At 69.0% G+C, this 19,818-nt stretch carries 10 protein-coding genes; 4 read left to right on the top strand and 6 right to left on the bottom strand.

Annotated elements, in window-relative coordinates; all coding sequences use genetic code 11:
* Nucleotides 1-17 precede the first annotated feature (17 nt).
* Genes ABE543_RS00800 through ABE543_RS00785 form a run of 4 tightly spaced genes read right to left on the bottom strand, consistent with a single transcriptional unit; the run spans nucleotide 18 to nucleotide 4,592 of the window.
* The gene (locus ABE543_RS00800; RefSeq protein ID WP_053516301.1) at nucleotides 18-683 is read right to left on the bottom strand and encodes a cell envelope integrity protein TolA; all 666 of its coding nucleotides are present in this window, start codon (nucleotides 681-683) and stop codon (nucleotides 18-20) included.
* A 39-nt stretch (nucleotides 684-722) separates the two neighbouring features.
* Nucleotides 723-1,136, bottom strand: a complete 414-nt coding sequence (locus tag ABE543_RS00795) for a biopolymer transporter ExbD (protein ID WP_053516303.1) — start codon at nucleotides 1,134-1,136, stop codon at nucleotides 723-725.
* A 10-nt stretch (nucleotides 1,137-1,146) separates the two neighbouring features.
* Entirely contained in the window at nucleotides 1,147-2,931 is a 1,785-nt protein-coding gene (locus tag ABE543_RS00790; RefSeq protein ID WP_346475126.1) for a DUF2341 domain-containing protein, read from the bottom strand.
* 38 nt (nucleotides 2,932-2,969) lie between these two features.
* Nucleotides 2,970-4,592 carry a ShlB/FhaC/HecB family hemolysin secretion/activation protein gene (locus tag ABE543_RS00785; RefSeq protein WP_346475125.1) on the bottom strand — a complete coding sequence of 541 codons (1,623 nt, stop codon included), beginning with the start codon at nucleotides 4,590-4,592 and terminating at the stop codon, nucleotides 2,970-2,972.
* Nucleotides 4,593-4,793: 201 nt separating this feature from the next.
* On the opposite strand from ABE543_RS00785, the gene ABE543_RS00780 reads away from it, so the two are divergent.
* Complete coding sequence (locus ABE543_RS00780) at nucleotides 4,794-5,129, top strand: hypothetical protein (RefSeq protein ID WP_346475124.1); 336 nt, start codon at nucleotides 4,794-4,796, stop codon at nucleotides 5,127-5,129.
* A gap of 7 nt (nucleotides 5,130-5,136) precedes the next feature.
* Here ABE543_RS00780 and ABE543_RS00775 read toward each other — a convergent pair whose 3' ends face one another.
* Nucleotides 5,137-5,595, bottom strand: a complete 459-nt coding sequence (locus tag ABE543_RS00775) for a general secretion pathway protein (protein WP_053516310.1) — start codon at nucleotides 5,593-5,595, stop codon at nucleotides 5,137-5,139.
* Between the two features lie 115 nt (nucleotides 5,596-5,710).
* Here ABE543_RS00775 and gspH point away from each other — a divergent pair, with 115 nt between their 5' ends.
* From gspH to ABE543_RS00760, 3 genes are read left to right on the top strand one after another with little or no spacing between them, the layout of a single operon-like run.
* A complete protein-coding gene (gspH, locus tag ABE543_RS00770) occupies nucleotides 5,711-6,157 on the top strand; it encodes a type II secretion system minor pseudopilin GspH (protein WP_346475123.1) in 447 nt (148 codons plus the stop codon).
* Complete coding sequence (gene gspI / locus ABE543_RS00765; protein ID WP_193395860.1) at nucleotides 6,157-6,516, top strand: type II secretion system minor pseudopilin GspI; 360 nt, start codon at nucleotides 6,157-6,159, stop codon at nucleotides 6,514-6,516. Before gspH ends, gspI begins: the two co-directional genes overlap by 1 nt.
* On the top strand, nucleotides 6,513-7,127 hold the full coding sequence (locus tag ABE543_RS00760) for a prepilin-type N-terminal cleavage/methylation domain-containing protein (RefSeq protein WP_346475210.1): 615 nt from the start codon (nucleotides 6,513-6,515) through the stop codon (nucleotides 7,125-7,127). Before gspI ends, ABE543_RS00760 begins: the two co-directional genes overlap by 4 nt.
* Before the next feature lie 211 nt (nucleotides 7,128-7,338).
* Here ABE543_RS00760 and ABE543_RS00755 read toward each other — a convergent pair whose 3' ends face one another.
* Nucleotides 7,339-19,737 (bottom strand): filamentous haemagglutinin family protein, encoded by a 12,399-nt coding sequence (locus tag ABE543_RS00755; RefSeq protein WP_346475122.1) that lies wholly within the window; start codon nucleotides 19,735-19,737, stop codon nucleotides 7,339-7,341.
* Between the last annotated feature and the right edge of the window lie 81 nt (nucleotides 19,738-19,818).

Raw genomic sequence — 19,818 nt, 5'->3', positions numbered from 1 at the left:
AACAGGGAAATCACGGTTCAAGCCCCGGGCCTGCGGCCCTGCACAAGCACGCGCGCGGGGAAGTCCAGTGAAGGTGGCGGCGGCTGGTCCACCCGGCCGATCTGGCGCAGTGCGTCGAGCACGGCGGCGTCGGCCTCTTCATTGCCGCTGCCGCGCACCAGCTCGACTTTCTCCAGGCGCCCATCCGGCGCCAGCCACACGTTCACCTGCAACTGGAAGGCCAGGCGCTTGACCCTCGCATCGCGCGCAATCGCCTGCTGCATCAGGTAACCCAGATAGCGGCCATAGGTGGCATTGCCGGCACCACCGCGACCGGTACCGGACGCGCCGCCGCCACTGCCCGCCTGGATGCCGAAGTTGTCACCGCCCGCCTGCGCGTCGGCGTTCATGGTCACCGGGTCGGCGTTGTCCGGCGTCGGCGTCGGCTCCTCGGCCGGGGTCGGCTGATCCAGCGGCTCCGGCTCGGGCAGGGTCTCCTCCGGCGGGGTCTCCGGTTCGGGGGGCTTCTCAGGCGGCGGCGGTGGGGGTGGCGGCGGGGGTGGCAACGCCAGCATCGGCGGCTGCACCACGGGGCGGCGGGTGCTGGCCGTGTCCTTGAACAGCAGCCACCACAGCACGGCGCCCACTACCAGCAGCACCGCCAGCACCAGTGCGACGGTCACCAGCAGCGGGCGGTCACGCATGCCGGGCTCCGGCCGTGGGGAATGAGGGCCGGTCATGCCTCAGCCCTGTGCCTTGCCGGTGACCAGGCCAACCTGGGCCAGTTCCAGCCGCCGCAGCAGATCCAGCACCTCGACCACGCGCGCGTACTGCACCTGGGCGTCGCCACGCACGATTACCGGGAAGTCCGGCGAGGTCGCGCGCTCTGTCCTCAGGCGGTCCTCCAGCTCGGCCATCGTCACCGGGTAGGCGTCAAGGAACACCTGGCCGCTGGGATCGATGGTGATCGCCTTGGTCTTGGGCTTCTCCAGCGCCACACTGTTGCTGGCCTTCGGCAGGTTGACCTCGATGCCGGGAATGGAGGCGTTGCTGGTGAGGATGAAGATCACCAGCACCACCAGCAGCACATCGACGAAGGGCGTCACGTTGATGCCCTTCTCGCGCTTCTTGATGCCGAACTTCGCCTTCTGGGCCATGACGCGCTCCTCAGCCCTGCACCGTGGCCGGGCCGCGCCCGTCCTGCTCTTCAGCCAGGCGGGCGGCGAATTCGTCGATGAACACGGCCATGTCGGCACCGATGGCCTCGGCGCGTGCGCCCAGCCAGTTGTAGCCGAACAGTGCCGGGATCGCGACGCCGAGGCCGGCGGCCGTACACAGCAAGGCCGCCGCCATGCCCGGCGCGACCGAGTTGATGTCCACCGCACCGGCCATCGCCGCGACCACGAACACCAGCATGATGCCGATCACCGTACCGAACAGGCCCACATAGGGCGCGCCTTCGATGGTGGTGGACAGCCAGTTCATGCGACGCGACATCGCCTCCTGCTCGCGCACCATCACCGCATCCATCGATGCGCGGATCGCCGCGATGGTCGCCGCGCTCAGATAGCCGCCGTTGCCGTCGCGCTGGTGGCGTTGCTGCATCTCATCGATGGCCACCTGGTAGATGCGCCACAGCGAACCGTCGCGCATGGCCGCCGGTGCCTGGCCCTGCCGGTCCATGTCCGAGAGCGTGCGCAGCGGCACGCCGGCCAGCTTGCCGAAAGCATCAGTGAACACCGCATTGGCCTTGCCGGTGCGGCCGAAGTGACGGCTCTTGGCGATCATGATCGCCCACGACATCAGCATCATCAGGCCGAGGATGGCCACCACCACCCAGGCGTCGAACGGCATCGCCTTCAGGATGAAGCCGAAGTGACTCTGGCCCGTGGACTGCTCATCGGCGCCATAGCTGATCAGGCGTGAGTCAGCGCCCTGCGCGATGGCATCGGCCAGCAGCAGTGCCGCCGGACGCGCAACGCGAGAAATCCGCAGTTCATCCAGCGCACCGTCGAAGCTGGCCAGCGGCTGCTCGGCACCCGGCGCGTCAGCACCCACCACCGCTGCGGTGGACATGGCCGGAAGTTCGCCGCTGAGCTGCGCCACCACGTGGCCATTGAGATACAGCTGCAGCGACCCCTTCTCCGCCGTCAGCGCCAGATGCGCCCATTGTCCCTCCGGAATCGGCTGCGCAGGCGTGCTGCGCTGGCCATTGAGCTGCACGAACGGCACCCGGTTGTCGATGCCCAGCAGCAGTTCCGCGCTGCCATCGCGACGGGCATAGATGGCCTGCGCCGCATTCTGTGCACCCGGCTTGATCCACGCGGACACGGTCAATGGCGCGCCGGCCTCCTGCGCCAGCGAAGCACTGGCTGGCAGCGGCAGCGCAGTGCCGGCGAACTGCACGCCGCGACCGATCACCGAACCTTCGGCGGCCGGCACCACTGCGCCCGCATTGTTGCCGTAGGCCGTGGTGTCACGTGCCGGGGCATTGGCGTCGGCGAAGTGGTAGACCAGCGTGTAGTCCGGATCGAATACCTGCTGTCCATTCCCACTGGCCGGCGCCTTGTCGTTGCCGTAGTACATCCAGATCGTCTGCGGTGCGGCGGCGCTGACGGCCGGCACATCCACCCACACCAGGGCCAGCCCCAGCGCCGGGTCGAACTGTTCGATCTGGTGCGCCAGCACGGTGCGCCCGTCCGCCGACACGAAACGCAGATCGCTGCCGGCATCCTGGGTGCCGTCGAAACCGAAGTTGCCCGTATGCAGGCGCAGCAGCAGCGGGGTTCGACCGGGATCGCCTGCCAGACCGGCACCCTGCGGGCCTGCGTCGATCGTGATCGGCTTGCGGTATTTCCATTCGGCCTGCCACCAGCTGGCATCGGCCGCAGCGGCGGGCAGCGCGATCAGCGCGGCCAGCAGCAGCAACATCCGGGAAAGCAAACGGTCCATGCGAGGGGTCTCCGGAGAACGCATGTTCAAGGGAAGGGTCAGTAACTGGTGCTGATGTTGAAATGCAGCCGCGGGTCGTCCTTGCGGGTCACCGGCCCATCGGCATAGGGCCACGCATAGTCCAGGCGCAACTGCAGGTGATCTCCCAGGCGCAGCTGCGCGCCGAGCCCGACCGAGGCCAGGTTGTACTGGTCGCGCTGTTCGGGCAGCGGCCGCCGCAGGCGCAGGTAGGCCGCGTCGGCAAAGCTGTACACGCGAAGCTGGCTGCCGCTCCACAGCGGCCATGCCGGGGTGCGCCATTCCAGGTTCGCCACACCGCCGTAGTCGCCGATCGCCTCGGCCGACAGGTAGCCGCGCACGGTGTACATGCCACCGGCGGCGAACTGCTCGGCCGAGACCAGTGGCGCATCGGTCACCTGCAGGGCCCCGCGTGCATACCATTGCCAATCGCTGCCGAAGGTATGCGTATTCGACACATCGGCCTTGAGTGCCACGAAGCTGGGATCGGCCCACGCCCGCTTCTGGCTGAAGTCGTACCCATTGCTGCCATAGCCGAACAGGCGGCGGGTTCCGGCCAACAGCTGCGTGCTGATGCTCAGCTGGTCCTGTTCGCCCTGGCGCACACCCACGAATGCCAGCGTGAGCGGTGCGTACTTCAGGGGAGTCTTCAGGTTGTCGCTGCCCATCCAGGTGTCCTCCTCGGTGTCCTTGAAGTCGACGCCGAGGCTGAGCTGCCGCCACCATGCAGTGCTGCCGGGCAGGCGGTAATTGAGCTTGAGGCCGATCGAATGACCATTGCCGATCACGTTGGTGCCGGTTCCCGCGCCCCCCTGGCCGCCGGCATTGAGCACGCGGCTGTCGGAGGTATAGCCCGATGCCTCCAGGCTCCAGGGGCTGCCTTCAAACGGCAGCGTGTACGACGCCGAGAACACCTTGGCCTGATCGGTATCTTGCGGAGCGAGGAACACGCCGAGACTGGCGCTGTGCCCGCGTCCCCACAGGTTGTCATGCGCCAGCGAGGCACTCAGGCGCAGTTTCTCGGTGTCGGCACTGCGGTCATTGTTGAGTGCGGCGCTCGCTCGCCAGGGCGACTTTTCTTCCACCTGCAGGTCCACGTCCATCGTGCCGGGCGTCTTTCCCTCACGGACCAGCGGCATCACCTGGCGGCGACCGCCTTCGTTGAGCGCGGTCAGTTCCTTCTGCGCCCGGTCGAAATCCGGCACCTGGCCCTCGGCCAGCGCCGGTACCCGTGCGCGGATCCGCGCCGCCGCAGCAGGCGCCGCACCGACCACGCGCAGTTCGCCGATCGGCGTCTGCTGCACCTTCAGCAGCACCACGCCGGCACTGACCTGCTGCTCGGGCAGTTCCACGTACACCGACTGGTATCCCGCCTGCTGGTACAGCGCGCTGACTGCATCGCGCGCCTGCTCGACGTCGGCCAACGTCCTGCCCGGGCCGAGATAGGGCTCAACGGCGCGCTCGATCAGACGCGGATCAAGTACGGTGTTGCCGCGCACGATGTACTCGTTGATGTTCACCCTGGCCGCCGGCGTGGCATCCTGCGCGAGCAGCGGCAATGGCAGGGACGCCACGGCCAGCGCGAGTGCCCGCGGACGCAGGCGCAGCGGGAGTCGGACAGCTCGGCACGGAACAGGCGTCATTGAAGGCATCGCGTCGTATCGAAGGAAGTGGCCAGGGAGCGGCGCGTGGGTCTACCCACAGGACGTGCAGGGCGCGTCAAAGCCGCCAACAGTTTTGTGACAGCACTGTCATCTGTTGACGGCGGCGGAATGCGCGCAGGCGGACACTGCGCCCGCCACCCGTCCATGAAGCAGCCGACATGGGGTGGCGGGAGATTGGAGATGAGCATGATCCTGACTGCATGGCGCTGGCCTGCCGTGGCGTTGCTCGCGTCCATCGCGATGCCGATTGCGCACGCCGATGACCGCGCAACGCGCGCGGACACACCGCCCTGCATCGACGTGCAGGTCAACGGAGAGCGCATTCCGGCCTGGGAATGTCTGCAGCGCAGGCTCGCACCGGCACCGCCACGTGCACGATCACCGCGCCTGTCCGAGTCGGAGCGGCAGATGCGGCAGCCCGGCAACCAGCTCATGCAGTACAACCTGGAAGGCACCCGGCAACGGATGGGCGACGCCTTTGGTCGCTCGGTGACACCGCAGCGCCCCTCTCGCTGATCGCGCCTCAGTGCCGCCCCGCAGCGGCAGGCACGATGCCGTCGGCAGGAACGGGCGGCAGCGCGGGCACCGGCAGGCTGCGCGACCGCCCCGCCTGCTGCAGTTCGATGGTCTCTGCGCCGATGCCGGCCAGTACCGTGGACGGTCCCAGGCGCTGCCCCGGCACATAGGCATCGACAGCGCCACCATCGACCGACAGCAGTGCCAGCGGTGCGTGCGCGCTGGCCATCACACCCAGCACCACTACCTCGGTGTGGATCGCACCCGGTGACAGCAGCCGCACCAGCGGAGCGCTGGCCGCAGCGTCGAACGGTGGCCGGGCCGGTGTCGACGGCCTTACCGCGCTGGCCGCCGCCGGTGGTCCTGCAGCGAACAGGGCAATGCCCCAGTAGGCCATCACGGCCAGCAGCAGCGTCGCCGCCAGCAGTGTCAGCAGGTGATTGCGATCCCAGCGCCTGCCGTCCATGTTCCGCACCTTCGTCGACATTGACGGCCACCACGCTAGCAGTCGCCGCTGACGCTTTTGTTTCATCATCCGCCGCTACCCTGTCCGCGATCGGCAGGCACAGGAGGCGATGTCGATGCGGCGCATCCCGCGCGGCTTCACCCTGCTGGAACTGATGGTGGTGCTGGTCATCATCGGCATCTGTACAACGGCCATCGGCCTGGGCCTGGGCACACTGCTCGATCCTGCGCGCCAGCTCCGTCAGGAAGGCGAGCGATTGGCGCAACGCCTGCAGGTGGCACGCGATGAGGCCCGCATCGATGGCCGCAGCCTCCGCTGGCAGGCGGGTGCCGAGGGCTACCGCTTCAGCCGACGCGAGGGCGACCGCTGGACCGACGTGCAGCGCGACGACCTGCTGCGCCCCCAGCGGTGGCAGAGCCCGGGCATCGCCGTACAGCCGGCGGCAGCCATCGAACTGAGTCCGGAATGGATCGGCGTGCCGTGGGAGCTGGCGCTGTCGCTGCAGGGGCGACAGCTGCGCCTTCGCGACGACGGCAGTGGACAGCTGCAGGTCGTGCAGTGATGGGGCCGCGGCGGGGTTTCACCTTGATCGAGGTACTGATCGCACTGGCCATCGTGGCAGTCGCGCTGGCGGCGGTGATGCGCTCGGTGGCAGTGGCAACCGATGACCAGTCGCGGCTGCGCGACCGACGTCTGGCACTGCTGTGCGCACAGGACCGCTGGCAGGAACTGCGGCTGGCCGCGCAACCGCCCGCGGATGTGCAGCAGCGCTGCGTGCAGGGTCGCAGCCGCTTCCTGGTGCGGCAGCATCTGGGCAGCGGCAGCGACGGGCAGCCGCTGCTGGAGCTCATCGTGGTGGCGGAGGATGCACCAACGCAGTCGCTGGCACGCATGCTGCTGCCATGGACCGCTGCACCGTGAAACGGCGCGTGCAGGGCTTCACCCTGATCGAAGTGATGATCGCGATCACCCTCATGGGCGTGCTGGCCGTGATCTGCTGGCGTGCGCTGGACAGCGTGTCCAGCAGTGACCAGCGACTGCGCCAGGCTGATGCAGGCACCAATGCCGCATTGCGGGTGCTGCAGCAGTACCAGCGCGACATCGAGATGCGTGCGGACGATGCCCTGATGAATGGTGCGGTACGCCCCGCTGACGAGCCACAGCGGCTGCTGCCGCCGGCGCTGGTCAGCGAACGGCAGGCCGACGGCAGTTTCGCGCTGGAGATCACCCGCAGCGTCGGCAGCGACGGGCTGCGCTGGCAGCGGGTGCGCTGGTGGCGCCAGGGCAATACCCTGTGGCGGGCCAGCGGGCCGCCATCGGATCGCTATCCGTTGCCGCCACCTGAGCAGTCACGCGGGCTGGCCGTAGCGCACGATGTCCAGTTCTTCGATGTGCGCGCCTGGCAGCCGGGCGCCGGCTGGACGACGCTGCCCAGTCGGGGCGTGCTGCTGCCGGCCACCGGGTTGGAACTGAGGCTGCGGCTGCGTGATGGCCGCGGTCCGTTGAGCTACCGTCGCGTCCTTGAACTCTAGCCGCAGACGCACCCGCACGCCGTCGATCCACGTCATCCGGGGCGCAGCGTCCGCCATCCCGGCCACCGGGCGCTGTCCCGCGCCCGGTGGCGCCTGTCGGTGCTCCTCACCGCCGATGGCTGCTCCCTGCCCTCCGTGCCGTCCTGGCGGGGGGCCGCCACCGCGCCGTGGCAGCGGGCCCGATTCCCACCGCGTGGATCACCCCCGGCAACTATCGACGCTGTGTGCCACCCTCTCCACGCGCCTGCGGTTCGCGGGCCTGCGGGAACTGGAAAGCACTGTCTACGTCGTAGCCGCTGGCCGCGGTCGTGCCGCGTGCCGGCGGGTTGATGCTGCTGCTCGCGTTGCCGAAGCCCAGAATCTGCACGCTGATCACCGAAGGCTGGTTGCGCCGGGCATCCTCCTGGCTCTTGCGGATCACATCCTGCGCCGCCTGGCTGGCACTGCTGCCGGCGGCGCTGGCCGAAGCCAGCGCGTTGACGTTCACCGATGCCAGCACCGGCAGGCCCTTGCTGTCTCCCTGCACCTGGATGTTGGCCGCATTGAGTACCTGCAGCGCGGCCAGATTGATGTTGCCCGACACACGGATGCCCGCCTCGCCCGCATCGATGGTGCCCAGCGGCGCGATCAGATCCACATCACCCGGCGCGACTTCCGCGATCGGATTGAGGGTGGCAATGCCCGCACCACTGGCCGGCGCCTGGGGCGACAGGATCACATTGCCCCAGGTGTCATAGACGCGCCGTGGCGGTGTGTACAACAGCGTGGTGCGCGAGCCGCGACCCGCATTGATGTCGCCCTGTTCCGACCACGCCAGGATGTCGCCACCGAAGGTGGTCATCACCCGCGACAGGCCCAGCAGCACGCTGTCCTGGCTGAACAGGCGGATATCGCCCTGCCCCTGGGTGACGAGGCCGGCACTGGCAGGCGGGACCACACCCTGTACGCCCACCACGATCTGGCCTCCCGGTGCCATCAGTTCGATGTTGCCGCCCGCCTCGGTGCGCACACCGGAGCCGCCGTACATCACGATATCGCCGGTACGGTCGATCGTCGCACCGGCCGCATTCCTGTCCGGCATCAGCGTGGCGATGGCCTCGCGCCCGCGCAGATAAGAGCCGAAGCGCGGCCCTTCCGCATCGGTGTACTCGCGTCCGCCTTCGCGCAGCTCGGCGTAGTAGATCTGGCGCAGGAAGATGCGCTGCTGTTCCTGCGGCAACGCATCGAACGCTGCCAGCGCTGCCTCGCCATCGGCGGCCATGCCGAAGCGTTGCTGCAGCCACTGCTTCAGTTCCTGGTCGTAGACCTTGACTGCCCTGCCCGGCTGCGACGCAAGCGATTGCGCGGGATCGGCCAGGTTTGCGGGATCCAGATAGCGGGCACGCACGGCCGCGAAATCGATCTGCTGGTTGCCGGCCGTCAGCGCGATGCTGGCACCCGGACGGGTGTCACCCTGCACGATGCCACCGAGGCTGACGATGCTGCCCGCCTCTTCCTGGCGCAGCTGGCGGCCGGCACTGATCTCGACGTTGCCAGGGCCGGCGATCGTCGCGTCCAGATGCACGATGTCACGTCCCGCCGCCGCCACCATGATATCGGTGGGCGCGCTGTTCAACGCGGTCATCGACACGCCGAGGATGTCCCGCCCTGCCCGCAGCTGCACCGCGCCTGCTGCCTCGAACCAGTTCAGCTGCGTGCGCTGCCAGGCGGTGCCGTCGAGCGTGCGTTGGGCGCCTGTCGCCAGGCCGATGATGTCGCCCTGCACGGCGTAGAAGCGGCTTGGTGCCAGTGCCGCGGAGACCGTGGACAACGGCGTACCGGGGCCGAACGCAAACAGCGGAAGCGATGCCTCCGGCGAGGCGATGTTGCCATCGACCGACAGGTTGTGCCGCGGGCGCGTCACATTACCGCTGGCATCGCGTTGCTCGGCAACGAATGCGGGGTCGAACGGCCCCGGCATGCGCGCATCCGCGCCGGAGCGCGTGATCTGGGTCGCGCCGCTGCGGGCGAAGATGCTGCCGCCCGCCAGGACGTCCAGCCGCCCGGTAGCCCAGGGCGCCAGCAGGATCACATCCTGCGTCCCCGTCACGGCACTGATCCGGTCCAGCTTGATGTCACCCTGGGCGGCAACGGCGCTGAAGCGCGAAGGATAGAGCCAGTAGTTCAGCAGCTCCTCCCGGCTGCCCGGTGCCAGCGCAACCTGCTCGGGCCACAGATTGCTGCCGGTCACGTTCTCCGGCCCGGCAAGGCCCGGCGCCAGGTCGCCACCGGCGCTGAACAGGTCCACGGCGGTCGCGTCGGTCCATAGGGAGAACCAGGTGCTGCCCGCAGCGCGGCTGCCGTTGTCCTGCACCACCGTGCTGTAGTTGGCCAGTGGAACCCGGCCGGCATCGGCGACGCCGCCGAGCACGACATCGCCCCGCGCCTGCAGCTGTGCGACCGCATCGCCCAGCACCAGCACCGGCCCGCCCATCGGGCGGGCGGCGTCGGCGGCGAACAGATCGGCCGCACGCAGCTGGCCCAGCGTCCCGTAGCTGTCCAGGGTGACGCCCATTGCACCGATGCGTCCCGCATCGAGCAGCAGGCTGCCACGCAGGTTGATGAAGGTACCGTTGAGATCGAGATTCTGTCCCGCCCTGGAGGCATTGAGGCTGGAGAACGTCGCCCGCAGATTCGGATTCAGTGCGCCACCGATACGCAGTTGCAGGTCGCCGCCGCCGGTCAGGTGCAGCTGGCCATCGCTGACCCGGCCGGTCGATCCCACCGCCGCGATGATCGCACCCGAGCGCGGTGCGATCGTCGAGTCCAGCGCGTCACCTATCGCATCGCGCACGCCGGCGTCACGCCCGGCCTCCAGCGTCAAGTTGCCGCCACCCAATGTACCGAAGCCGGTGAAGCCGACCATCCGCGGAGAGGCGCCAGCAGCAGCGGACACGTTGGTGTAGGCGCCAAAGTTCATCCACCAGCTGGTCGGCACCGGCTCCACGCCGGTGGTGCTGCCGGTTCCCTGCCGCCACAGCCAATTGCCGACCGCGGCACTGGAGTACAGCGCCCAGTCGCGCTCACTGGTGCCCGACTCCGCGCGCGCGGTCCAGACATCACCGACGATATCGCGTCCGGCCTCGACGCGCAGGTTGCCGCCATGATCGGGATACCAGGCCTGGTATCCCGCGATTGCGGCGTCATAGCTGCCCGGCACCAGGTTCTCACCCAGCAGCGCGGTGTTCCAGGGCGCCGCCGCGCGCGGTGAATCAAACGCGGCGTCACGGTCCTCGCCGAGTGAGCTGGGCGTACCGGCGGTATAGACGCCGAACCCGGACTTCATCGCAACGTCGCCCGCCGCGAGCAGTTCCAGGTCGCCCTTGCCGGTGCGCAGGACACTCCAGGCCGGTGTACCGGCGCGCTTGCCGTAGGTGGTGACCTCGGTCTGGGTGCCACCGCCGGCACAGTAGCCCGGTGCCATTCCGCAGAATTCGTCCTCGGTCATGCCCAACAGCTCGGCGAAGTCCTTTGCCGGCGTGCCGACATAGGATTCATCGCCCCAGAAATCCAGCGAACCCTGCGCGGCGACCTGTCGCGGCGCGGGGCCGCAATAGCCATCGGAAAGCGCGCAGAACTCATCCTCGCTGAAGCCGAACATGTCTGCCAGCTCGGAAATCGGACGGCCGGCATAGGAGGTGTCGCCCATCCAGTCCAGTGACGCCTGTTCGGTCAGGACCCGGTCGCCCACCCAGATGATCTCGGTCGTCACGGTGCCGACCGAGCCCTGATGGGTATCGGCAAGCACCACACTGCCGTCGCTTCCCCAGCGTCGCGAACGCGGATCCGCGGCGTCGCTGTCAGCCCCCGCCACCAGTGTCATGTCCCACGATGTCGTACCTTCGGCCAGCATCGGGGCAAGCGCCCAGTTGCGTCCCTGGTTGCCGTTGGCGTCGGCAGGACGCAGGTTCACCGATGCGTCGCCGGGCAGCTCCACCTTGGTCAGCGATGGAATGTACGCGCCTACCTTGAGCTCGACTTCCCGTGCCAGGCGCAGGGTCACCGGCAGCATCGCACCGGCCGGCCAGTCCTGGGCGGCCATCTGCACATCGCTGCGCAGGCGGAAGCCAGCCCCCAGTCGCGCACCGGCCGCCAGCACCAGCGGCTCCTGCAGCACGGTGCCCGCCGCCAGCGTCTGCCCGGAGTCGGTGGTCACCGCCGCACCCAGCACCGTGCCCGCGGGCAGGCGCAGATTCTGCGAGATCACCATCGGCGCGGGCAGCACGGTACCGACCGGAAGCGTTACCGATTCGACCGGCACGTCATAGTTCAGGCGGGTACCAGCCTGGAACTCCGTACCGGGCTGCAGCTTCACGCCCTCCACCGGCACCACCAGATCGCCGCCGAACGGCGTGTGACCGGCGGTGCCGTTGCGGCTCTCATGCAACTGCCATCCTGCCTCGTCCGGATTGGCCGGTGGCGGCGCGAAGCCATCGTTGATGCTGCCGTGCACGTTGATGTTGCCCTCCGCGCGCAGCACCAGCGACGCCGACTCGCCGAAGCCGCGCCGCGCCGGATCATTGCGATCGGCCTCAGGCCCATAGCGGTAGCCGGACAGGTCGATGTCACCGGATACGGTCAGGTCACCTCCGGGATTGGCCTCGCTGCGGCGGGCGAGGACCTGCACGCCGGGGCGCAGGCGATGCGTGCCCAGCGCAGCCGTGCGTTGTCGGAGATCCGCATTGGCCAGCGCGCCGTCCATCCACGCGCGGTTGTCCGGATCGACGATCTGGTCCAGCCACTGCTGGGTGACGCGCTGCGCGCGGTTGCCGTTGACGTCGACAGTGTCCGCCAAGGGCGCGTCCTCATAGCGTCGCACCGCATTGACCTGGATATCGGCCGCACCTTCGACGCGCAGACCGTTGGCGACCGCTATCGCCGCATCGTTGCCGCCGATGCGGGGCGCATCGATCTTCAGGGTGCCGCGGGCCACGCCGTCGTTCTGCCCGCGGCCGCCGCCCACCGCCACAGCCGTCCCCGCGCGCAGGTCCAGATGAGCGCCGGCGCCGATGTCGATCCCGCCGGCGGCGCTGCCCAGTTCGATCGTGGCCCGGTTCGGGCTGTCGATGATCTTGCCCTGGCTGTCCACGCGCAGGCCGGTGCCATGCGTATCCAGCGTTCCCTCCACCTGCAGACCGTCACGTGCGTACAGGCGGATCGCACCGACCTGTTCGCCGCTGGCGTCGATGCGCCCCGCTATGCGCAGGCTGCCTGCGTCGAGGCTGATGTCGACCCTGCGCGCCTTCACCTCGTCACCGATCAGCAGATCACCCTCACCGATCCGGAACGTGCGCCCGCCGGTGACACCGCCCGCGTTCAAGCGCTGGTTCAGGCCTGCGAAGTCCTGCAACGTGCCGGCGCGAACCACGATGTCTGCGCCGTCGTAAGGCACCACGGTGCCACCTGCGTCGTAACGGCCACTGGCAGCCCCCTTGATGCCACCGGCCAGATCGGCCCGCCCGGCCAGGGCGTTCACCGTCAGCCGTCCGCCGCGGTTGTTGCGCGCCGACAGATCGATGCGTGAGGCGGCATCAGTGCTGACGTCACCCGCATCGCTGGACAGCAGCACGTCGCCGCCCCAGCTGTACCTGTCCACGTCGTACAGCGTAACCCTGCGTCCCGCCAGATCCAGCGCCGCCTGGCCGCCGAGCGCGATGCCGTCGCGCGCGTTCACTGACAGGCGGCCGGAGGCCAGTGCGATCGTGCTGTCCAGCGCGATCCGCTCGGCATCGATGCTCAGTTCACTGCCCAGTGCGTCGCCGCCGGCCCTGCCGCTGCCGCCCTGCAGGCGGAAGTCGCCGCCGGTCCGTACCTGCAGCTGCGCACCCGGATCGGCCGTCAGCAGCGGCGTGTCGATGCCGATACTGCCACCGCTGTACTGCCAGCCCTTGTCCGCGAGATAGTCGCCGCGCTGCTGGTACACGTCCAGCGTACCCTGCGCGGAAAACAGCAGCTGCCCGGACGCGCTGAGGTTGAGCGCGCTGAAGCCGAGCACCTGGCGGTTCGCGGGCACCTCGGAGCTGGGACGGCTGAACGGGGCGCGCGCCAGCTGCAGGTTGCGGGTGACGATATCCAGCTGCCCCGCGCCGAGCCGGTCCACCATGGGATCGGCCGGCGGCGCCGACGCATCGCTGCCCGGTGCCTGCGTCGCCGCCAGCGAACCGTCCCAGACCAGTGTGTCCACCAGGATGCGCGCACGGTCGCTCGCCGCACCATAGCCATGGATGGCCTGCGCGCCCAGCACCAGCGTCTGCAGGCCACCGCGGCCGGTGGCACTGTCGCGCGCATCCAGGTCGACACTGCCGAACACGTTGACCGAATCGCGTGCGACCAGGCTCAGCGTATCCAGCGCCGGTGCGCCGGTGGCATCATTGCCGCGCAGCAGCTGCTGCAGCACGGACTGGTTCATGGTCATGCCATTTGGCAACGCCCCTGCGGCCGCTGCCTGCGCGATCGCCTCGGCGCTGCCGAGGTTGAGCGCCGCCATGCTCACGCCAAGCTGGCGCGTGCCATAACGGGCGGAATCGCGCATCTGCAGCACGCCATCGGTGGCCACCCCGATGCTGCCATCGGATACCAGCCGTGCCTCGCCTTCGCAGTCCGTCTGGCAGCCGCCGATGTCGATCGCGACCGGCCCTGCCGCCACGCCGGTCGTACCGGTGATCAGGTTCAGGCGCTGGTTCGAGACGGCCAGCAGGCCGCCATTGACCTGATAGGGCACGGTCGGCGCGGACGCGGTGTCGCGTGCGAAAGACAAGGTATCGAGTGTCGCCCCGGCTTCGACCAGGATGCCGCTGCCACCGGACGCCGCAGCCACCAGTATCTCCGGCGCCTGCAGGGTCGCACCGGAGCGGATCGCCACATCGCGCACCGCGCCGGACACCGCCACCAGCGAAGCCGTCTCATTGAACTGTCCGCCGATCACCATGCGTTCCGGCCGCAGCGCATTCAGTGCGTCGTCGGTGAAGGTCGCGCCACGATCGTGCGCCTGCGACGGACTGCCGGCAGCAGCGATCTCCAGCGAACCCACGGCCGGGCTGGCGAGCGTGGCGAACAGGGTGCCGCCGCGTCCCTTTTCATTGGCCGCGGAGAAGCGCGCCGTGCCGGCGAAGTCGATGGCCGCGGTTCCCTCGCGGCCAGCGCCTTCACCCAGTGCCAGGGTCAGCCCCAGCGCATCGATGGTCTGCCAGCCGCGCGCCTCGCCACGACGGTCGGCGGTGGCCTGCACGAAGCTGTTGTAGCTGGTTTCGTTGTAGCCGGAATGCCGGCGCACCACCGCCGCCGGCGTCAGCAGGATGTCGGTGAGCAGCGGCGACGCCACCCCACCCAGTGCCGATCCCTGCTGACCGGACACGCGCCACGTCCCGGTGCCGGTCTGGATCGGCTGCGGTACGCCGGAGGTCCCCGTCGCGCCCAGCTCGACGCGGAATGCACCCGGCTGCAGCGCGAAGCTGGCCGGCAGCAATGTGTAGGTCCCCGCGGGCAGCCCGGGAACGCCGGCGGGTACGGTGATCTGCTGGCCCACCGCTGGAGCAGCGAAGCCATCATCGCTGCTGGGTGCGAAGCTGCCGGCACGTCCCGGCACGATCGCGTACACCGGGTTGCCGGAGGCACTGAACGCATAGCGCGGGTTGGCATCGGCCAGCGCAGTGCGCAGCACGTCGACGGAGCCACCGCGGCCTGAGACAAATGCCGCGCCGGTCAGTTCGCCGCCACCCGATACGTCCAGCAGCGCACCGGCATGCACGTCCACATCGTTGGCGGTTACGGTCACGCCCTTGGACGCAATGCCACCCGGCGTCAGTGATTCCAGGCTGCTGCTGCCTCTTCTCCACGACACGCCGTCCACGGTACCGCCGTAGGGCAGCGCCAGACCTGCGCCACTGGTGGAGGTGATGCTGCCCGGCAACAGCTCCACCCGGCTGGCACGTGTGCCGCCCAGGATCAGGCCGCCCAGTTGCAGCGCCCCCATCGGCGCCTGCACGTTTCCGCCCTGCTGCACGGTCGCTGCCACCAGCTGCAACGCGCCCAGCGCTGACTCCGGCGGAGTGGCCGCCGCCGTGCCGGTACCCCGGATGCGCAGCACCGCATCCGGATCTGACCAGTATCCGGGCGTCGCCACGGTCGCCGCAGACGCACCCGCGACCAGATAGCCCGTCGCACCGGAGGTGGGGTACAGGCGGGCGGCACTCACGTCCATCGACCCGCTCGCCATCAACGCACTGATCGATCCGCCGTTGGACACCGCGTTGAGCAGCCGCACGTCGCTGCGGCTGTCCAGCACGACCTGGTTGAAGCCGGGCAGCCAGGTGACATCACGGATGTCGATCAGATCAGCCCTCGCCGACAGCACGTGGTCGCCTTCCGCAGCCGACGCCACGGTATCGGTGACCACCAGGTTCTCACCCGGCAGCGACTGCCAGTGCGACTGTGCCAGCAGCAGGTGCGGAGCACTCAGCGAAATGCCGCTGGACTGCGGTGCTGCCACGGCCATGCCGAGGCTTGACTGCCCCTGTCCGTAGATGCGCAGGCTCTGGCCCATGCGCAGGTCGACATCGCCCTCCGCGCGGACGTCACCGAACACGGACAGGGTGTCGAAGCCACCGGCCTGGATCTGCTCCACCGACAGCGCCGCGTGCCCGTACTCCAGCCGGTCCGGCAGCACCGCGTCGACCGGGCTGCGCTGGCTGAGCGTGATGCCGCGCGCGCGCAGCACCTCCTCGCTCGCACCGCGCGCATGAACGCTGCCACCAAAGGCTACGCCCAAGGTGCCGCCACGCGCGCTACTGCCGCCGGCAGAGGCATCCATGGCGCCGTCCAGGTACAGAGCGTTGGCCGAACGCAGCACGATCTGCCCGCCGTCGCTGTCCACCCGGGTCCGTCCCTTCCCGTCGACATCCAGCGGCGCCGAGGCGCCCGCTGCCCGCAGCTGCGCGCCACGCTCGAGCACGACGAAGGCTTCAGGCGGACGGTTGTCCACCGACGCAGAGCTCTCCCAGTCGAGCGCGCCGCCGATCTCGATGCGCCCGCCGGCCCGCACCTGTCCCTGCAGGCGGCCACCGGCATCGGCCAGTGACACCGCATCCGCGCTGGCATCCAGCAGCGCACCGTCGGCGAACCGCCAGGTCCGTTCGCTCCGCTGCCCGGCATACAGCGTGGTCGGCAGGCGCACATCGTCGATGCTGATGCGTCCCCCCTGCGCACGCAACGTACCTTCCACGTCGATGTTGCCGGCGCCGAGCAGGGAGATCGCCTGCCCCGGGTCGACCTCGATCAGCGCGGCCTTGCCCACCCGCAGGTCGCCGCCGACGCTGTTGCGATCCGAGCGCAGGCTCACGCTGGCACCGCTGCGCTGGCGGACCAGCCCGCTCAGCGGATCGGCACTGTAGAGCGGTGCCAGCCAGCGCTCCAGTGCCTCTTTCCGATCCGTCGCGGCGCGCGCGTCCGCGGTCATCCGAAGGCCCGGCATGCGCGCTGCCAGCTGCGTGCCATCGGCAACCTCCAGCCCTTGATGGCCATTGATGTCGTATTGGGCAAAGCCACTGCCGAACAGGCCGGCATCCACCTGCAGCGCTGCTGCGTCCGCCGGATCCGCATCGCCCACCCGCACCCGGCCACCGGTGCCCAGCGAGAACGTGCCGCTGCCCTGGCCACGGCCGCTGAACCGGCTGCCCTCGCCCAGCTGCACCCGGCCGCTGCCGTCCGTTGCCACCGTGCTGCTGTTCGCCTGCAGACTGATGCTGCCCCCTTTGCCGACACGACCCTTGCCGCGCAGGTCCAGCGCGGCGCCGGCCTCGACGTCGACCGTCGCCCCCGCGCCCACCCTCACGTCATGGCTGTTGCTCAGGCTCAAGCGGCCGCCATCCGTCCAGGCACCACCCGCATCCAGTGGCTCTCCCAACGCTGCGTTGCTCCATTCACCGGCAAGATCGATGTGGGTACCGTCGGCAATAACGGTGCGTGCGCGGCCATCGTGCAGCAGTGCCGTCGGCCTGCCCTGCACCTCCAGCAGGTTGCCCGCCGACAGCTGGCCGCCGGCAATGCCGATGTCGCCCGCCAGTTCCACCTCGCTGCCGGTCAGATTCAGCTGTCCACCCGCCTGCAACCGAAGGCGGCCGTCAATGCTGATGCGATCGGCGCTCGCCAGATCGATCCGCCCCCACTGCTGGGCACTCAACTCTGCGATGTCCAGCCACACCGTGTCGCGTCGCTCTTCCCCGACCGGTGCCAGCAGTGACCACGCCGCCGTCTTCGGCGCCTTGTCATCCACGCGCACGTCCGAACCGAACACCCCGCTGCGGCCCTGGCCGTCATAACGCCCGAGGTAGAGCTGTGCGTTGCGCGCTGCTGCCGTCTGCGCCTGTGCATAGCCGTCCAGTGCGGCATCGGGCCGGCGGTTCTGCTGCGCGCCCTGGAAGGTGGCGGTCTCCACGTGGCCGTCCAGCACCGCCGTCGGGGCGGAGACGATCAGGCGTCCTGCATCGCGGCCGACCGTATACCCGTTGTCGACACGCTGCGCCGCGAACACGACCGGATCGCGGAACGTCTCGGTGACGCCCCAGCGCTCCTGTTTCACCTCATGGCCGTTGTACACCCCGTCGAACAGCATCTCCGCCGGTGCGTCATCAAGGCGGTACACCTGGCCATCCACGCCGCGCACCCAGCTCTGCCGGATCACGCCGCTCTGCACATCCAGGCTGCCACCCGCAAGGTTGATGCGTGACCCACCATGCGTGATCACTTCACTGCCACCCAGCAGGACGGTGCCTCCCTGCGCGGCCCATTCGCCGATCGAATGCCCCTGGTTGTCGAGGTAGCCGCCCACTTCCAGCAGGCCGCCTGCGGCATACCAGCGCTCACCGTCGTAGCCCCCGGTTCCGGCTGGCACGTGGATGAGCCTGCGGCGGTCGACCCAGACCTCGCTGCTGGTCAGCTTGCCGCTGTCGCGGTTGTCCAGCGCATCGCGCAGTTCGTTGCCCTGCACCTTGATCTGGACATTGTTGCTTTCCATCGAGACCTGCACGCCCACGGCACCCGACACGTCCACGCGTGCTGCATCGTCGACGTAGCTGCGGGCCACCGCGTCGGCGATGACCTGGCCGCCCGTGGCAACCGTGAGCGAATCGGGGCGGAAATGGATGTTGCCACCGGAGACGATCTCCACCCGCGACTGGTCGCGTCGGTCGTTGTGCTGGGAGAGATTGTCGAAGGTTGCCGAGCGCGCACCCGCGCGGATCGCATCCTGCTCTGCCGATTCCCTGATGAGGCTGTCGCGCTGGGTGTCCAGTGCCGTGGCCTTGCCATCGTCCTCGATCAGCACCGCCGTGGTCGATCCATCGACGAGCGTGACGGTGCTGCCGGCATCACTGGCCGAGGTCAGAAGATGCACGGTGCCGCGCTGTGCGAGCGTCGTGCTGGCCACGGCCACGCCGGCCTGCTCGACGTTGCGTCCGGCCAGGGTCACGTCACCCTCGCGGGCACGCAGCAGGCCGGTATTGCGCACGCTGCCCGCGGTACTGTCGGCGATGAAGCGCGGCGCGATTTCATTGCCACGCGTGGTCGAGCTGGTATTGGCTGCGGTGCCAACGCCGCGCCGGATCACGAAACTGTCGCCCGCCGCCAGCTGCACCTGGCCCTTTCGTGCCTCGATCTGGCCGGCGTTCTCCACGCTGTGTCCCGCCAGCAGCACGTAACCGCCGCCACGCGTGGCGCTGGTCGGCTCGTGGGTCGCGATACGTGCGCCCCGCTCCACCATCACCTTGCCAACGGCATCGCTCAGGGCCGCCGTATTCGTATCCGCGCTGTACAACCCGGTGTCGCGGAACTGGCCGTCGCTGATGCGCGCCGCCGCCGCGACCAGGTTGCGGACGTTGACCTGGCTGTTGTTGCCGAACACCACGCCGTTGCGGTTGGCCACGAACACCGTGCCGCCCGCGGTGAGCTGGCCAAGAATCTGGCTGGGCCGCGCATTCGGATCGTTGATCCGGTTGAGCACGGCCCAGTCCGGGTTCTGCACGAAGTTCAGGTGGGTGTTCTGACCGACATTGAAGCTCTCCCAGTTCAGGATCGCCTTGTCCGCGGTCTGCTCGATGCTGACCTGGACACGTCCGTCACTGCCCTGTGACTGGATCGCCTCGCGGGCGTTGATCCAGCCCCGGGTCAACGGATTCTCATCGACCTTCAACCCGTCCCTGCCCAATCCGTCGGCAACGATGAACCCGGCCTCCCGCCGCGATTGCCGCGCCTGATCCTGCAGGCGCTGCTGCAGGGCGATGGCCTGCGCGGCGGTGCCGAGATTGTCGATCGACTGCTGCAGCTTCTGCCGCGCAGCATCCTGCTGCTGGGCCGGCAACTGGAACTGGATGGGCACGCCGTTGGGCATGCGCCCGCTCTGGCTCGCAGCGCCCTGCGCTGCGCCGCGCTCGGCGAACCAGGCCGGGCTGAACGCCTGCTGGGCCTGGCTGGCCGGGGCGACCACGCTTCCCAGTGCGACCGCGATGGCCCAGGCCATCGGATGATTGCGGCGCATCGGCGCGGCCGGATGAACAGCGGACGGGAACGGGTGCGACATCGTAACCTCATCAACCTGGTGGACCGCACTGGCGGCGGTGATCGGAGACACGCGCAACGCATGCCCTGCCACTGATAGACG

This window comes from Stenotrophomonas sp. TWI169 (assembly GCF_039674705.1).
Lineage (GTDB): Bacteria > Pseudomonadota > Gammaproteobacteria > Xanthomonadales > Xanthomonadaceae > Stenotrophomonas > Stenotrophomonas maltophilia_P.
This window is presented reverse-complemented; position numbering and strand designations above follow the sequence as displayed.

Excerpts from the sequence above, each read along its gene's own strand:
- ABE543_RS00800 (WP_053516301.1), bottom strand. The coding sequence starts at position 683 with ATGCGTGACCGCCCGCTGCTGGTGACCGTCGCACTGGTGCTGGCGGTG.
- ABE543_RS00780 (WP_346475124.1), top strand. The coding sequence starts at position 4,794 with ATGAGCATGATCCTGACTGCATGGCGCTGGCCTGCCGTGGCGTTGCTC.
- ABE543_RS00790 (WP_346475126.1), bottom strand. The coding sequence starts at position 2,931 with ATGGACCGTTTGCTTTCCCGGATGTTGCTGCTGCTGGCCGCGCTGATC.
- ABE543_RS00785 (WP_346475125.1), bottom strand. The coding sequence starts at position 4,592 with ATGACGCCTGTTCCGTGCCGAGCTGTCCGACTCCCGCTGCGCCTGCGT.
- ABE543_RS00795 (WP_053516303.1), bottom strand. The coding sequence starts at position 1,136 with ATGGCCCAGAAGGCGAAGTTCGGCATCAAGAAGCGCGAGAAGGGCATC.
- gspI (WP_193395860.1), top strand. The coding sequence starts at position 6,157 with ATGGGGCCGCGGCGGGGTTTCACCTTGATCGAGGTACTGATCGCACTG.
- gspH (WP_346475123.1), top strand. The coding sequence starts at position 5,711 with ATGCGGCGCATCCCGCGCGGCTTCACCCTGCTGGAACTGATGGTGGTG.
- ABE543_RS00755 (WP_346475122.1), bottom strand. The coding sequence starts at position 19,737 with ATGTCGCACCCGTTCCCGTCCGCTGTTCATCCGGCCGCGCCGATGCGC.
- ABE543_RS00775 (WP_053516310.1), bottom strand. The coding sequence starts at position 5,595 with ATGGACGGCAGGCGCTGGGATCGCAATCACCTGCTGACACTGCTGGCG.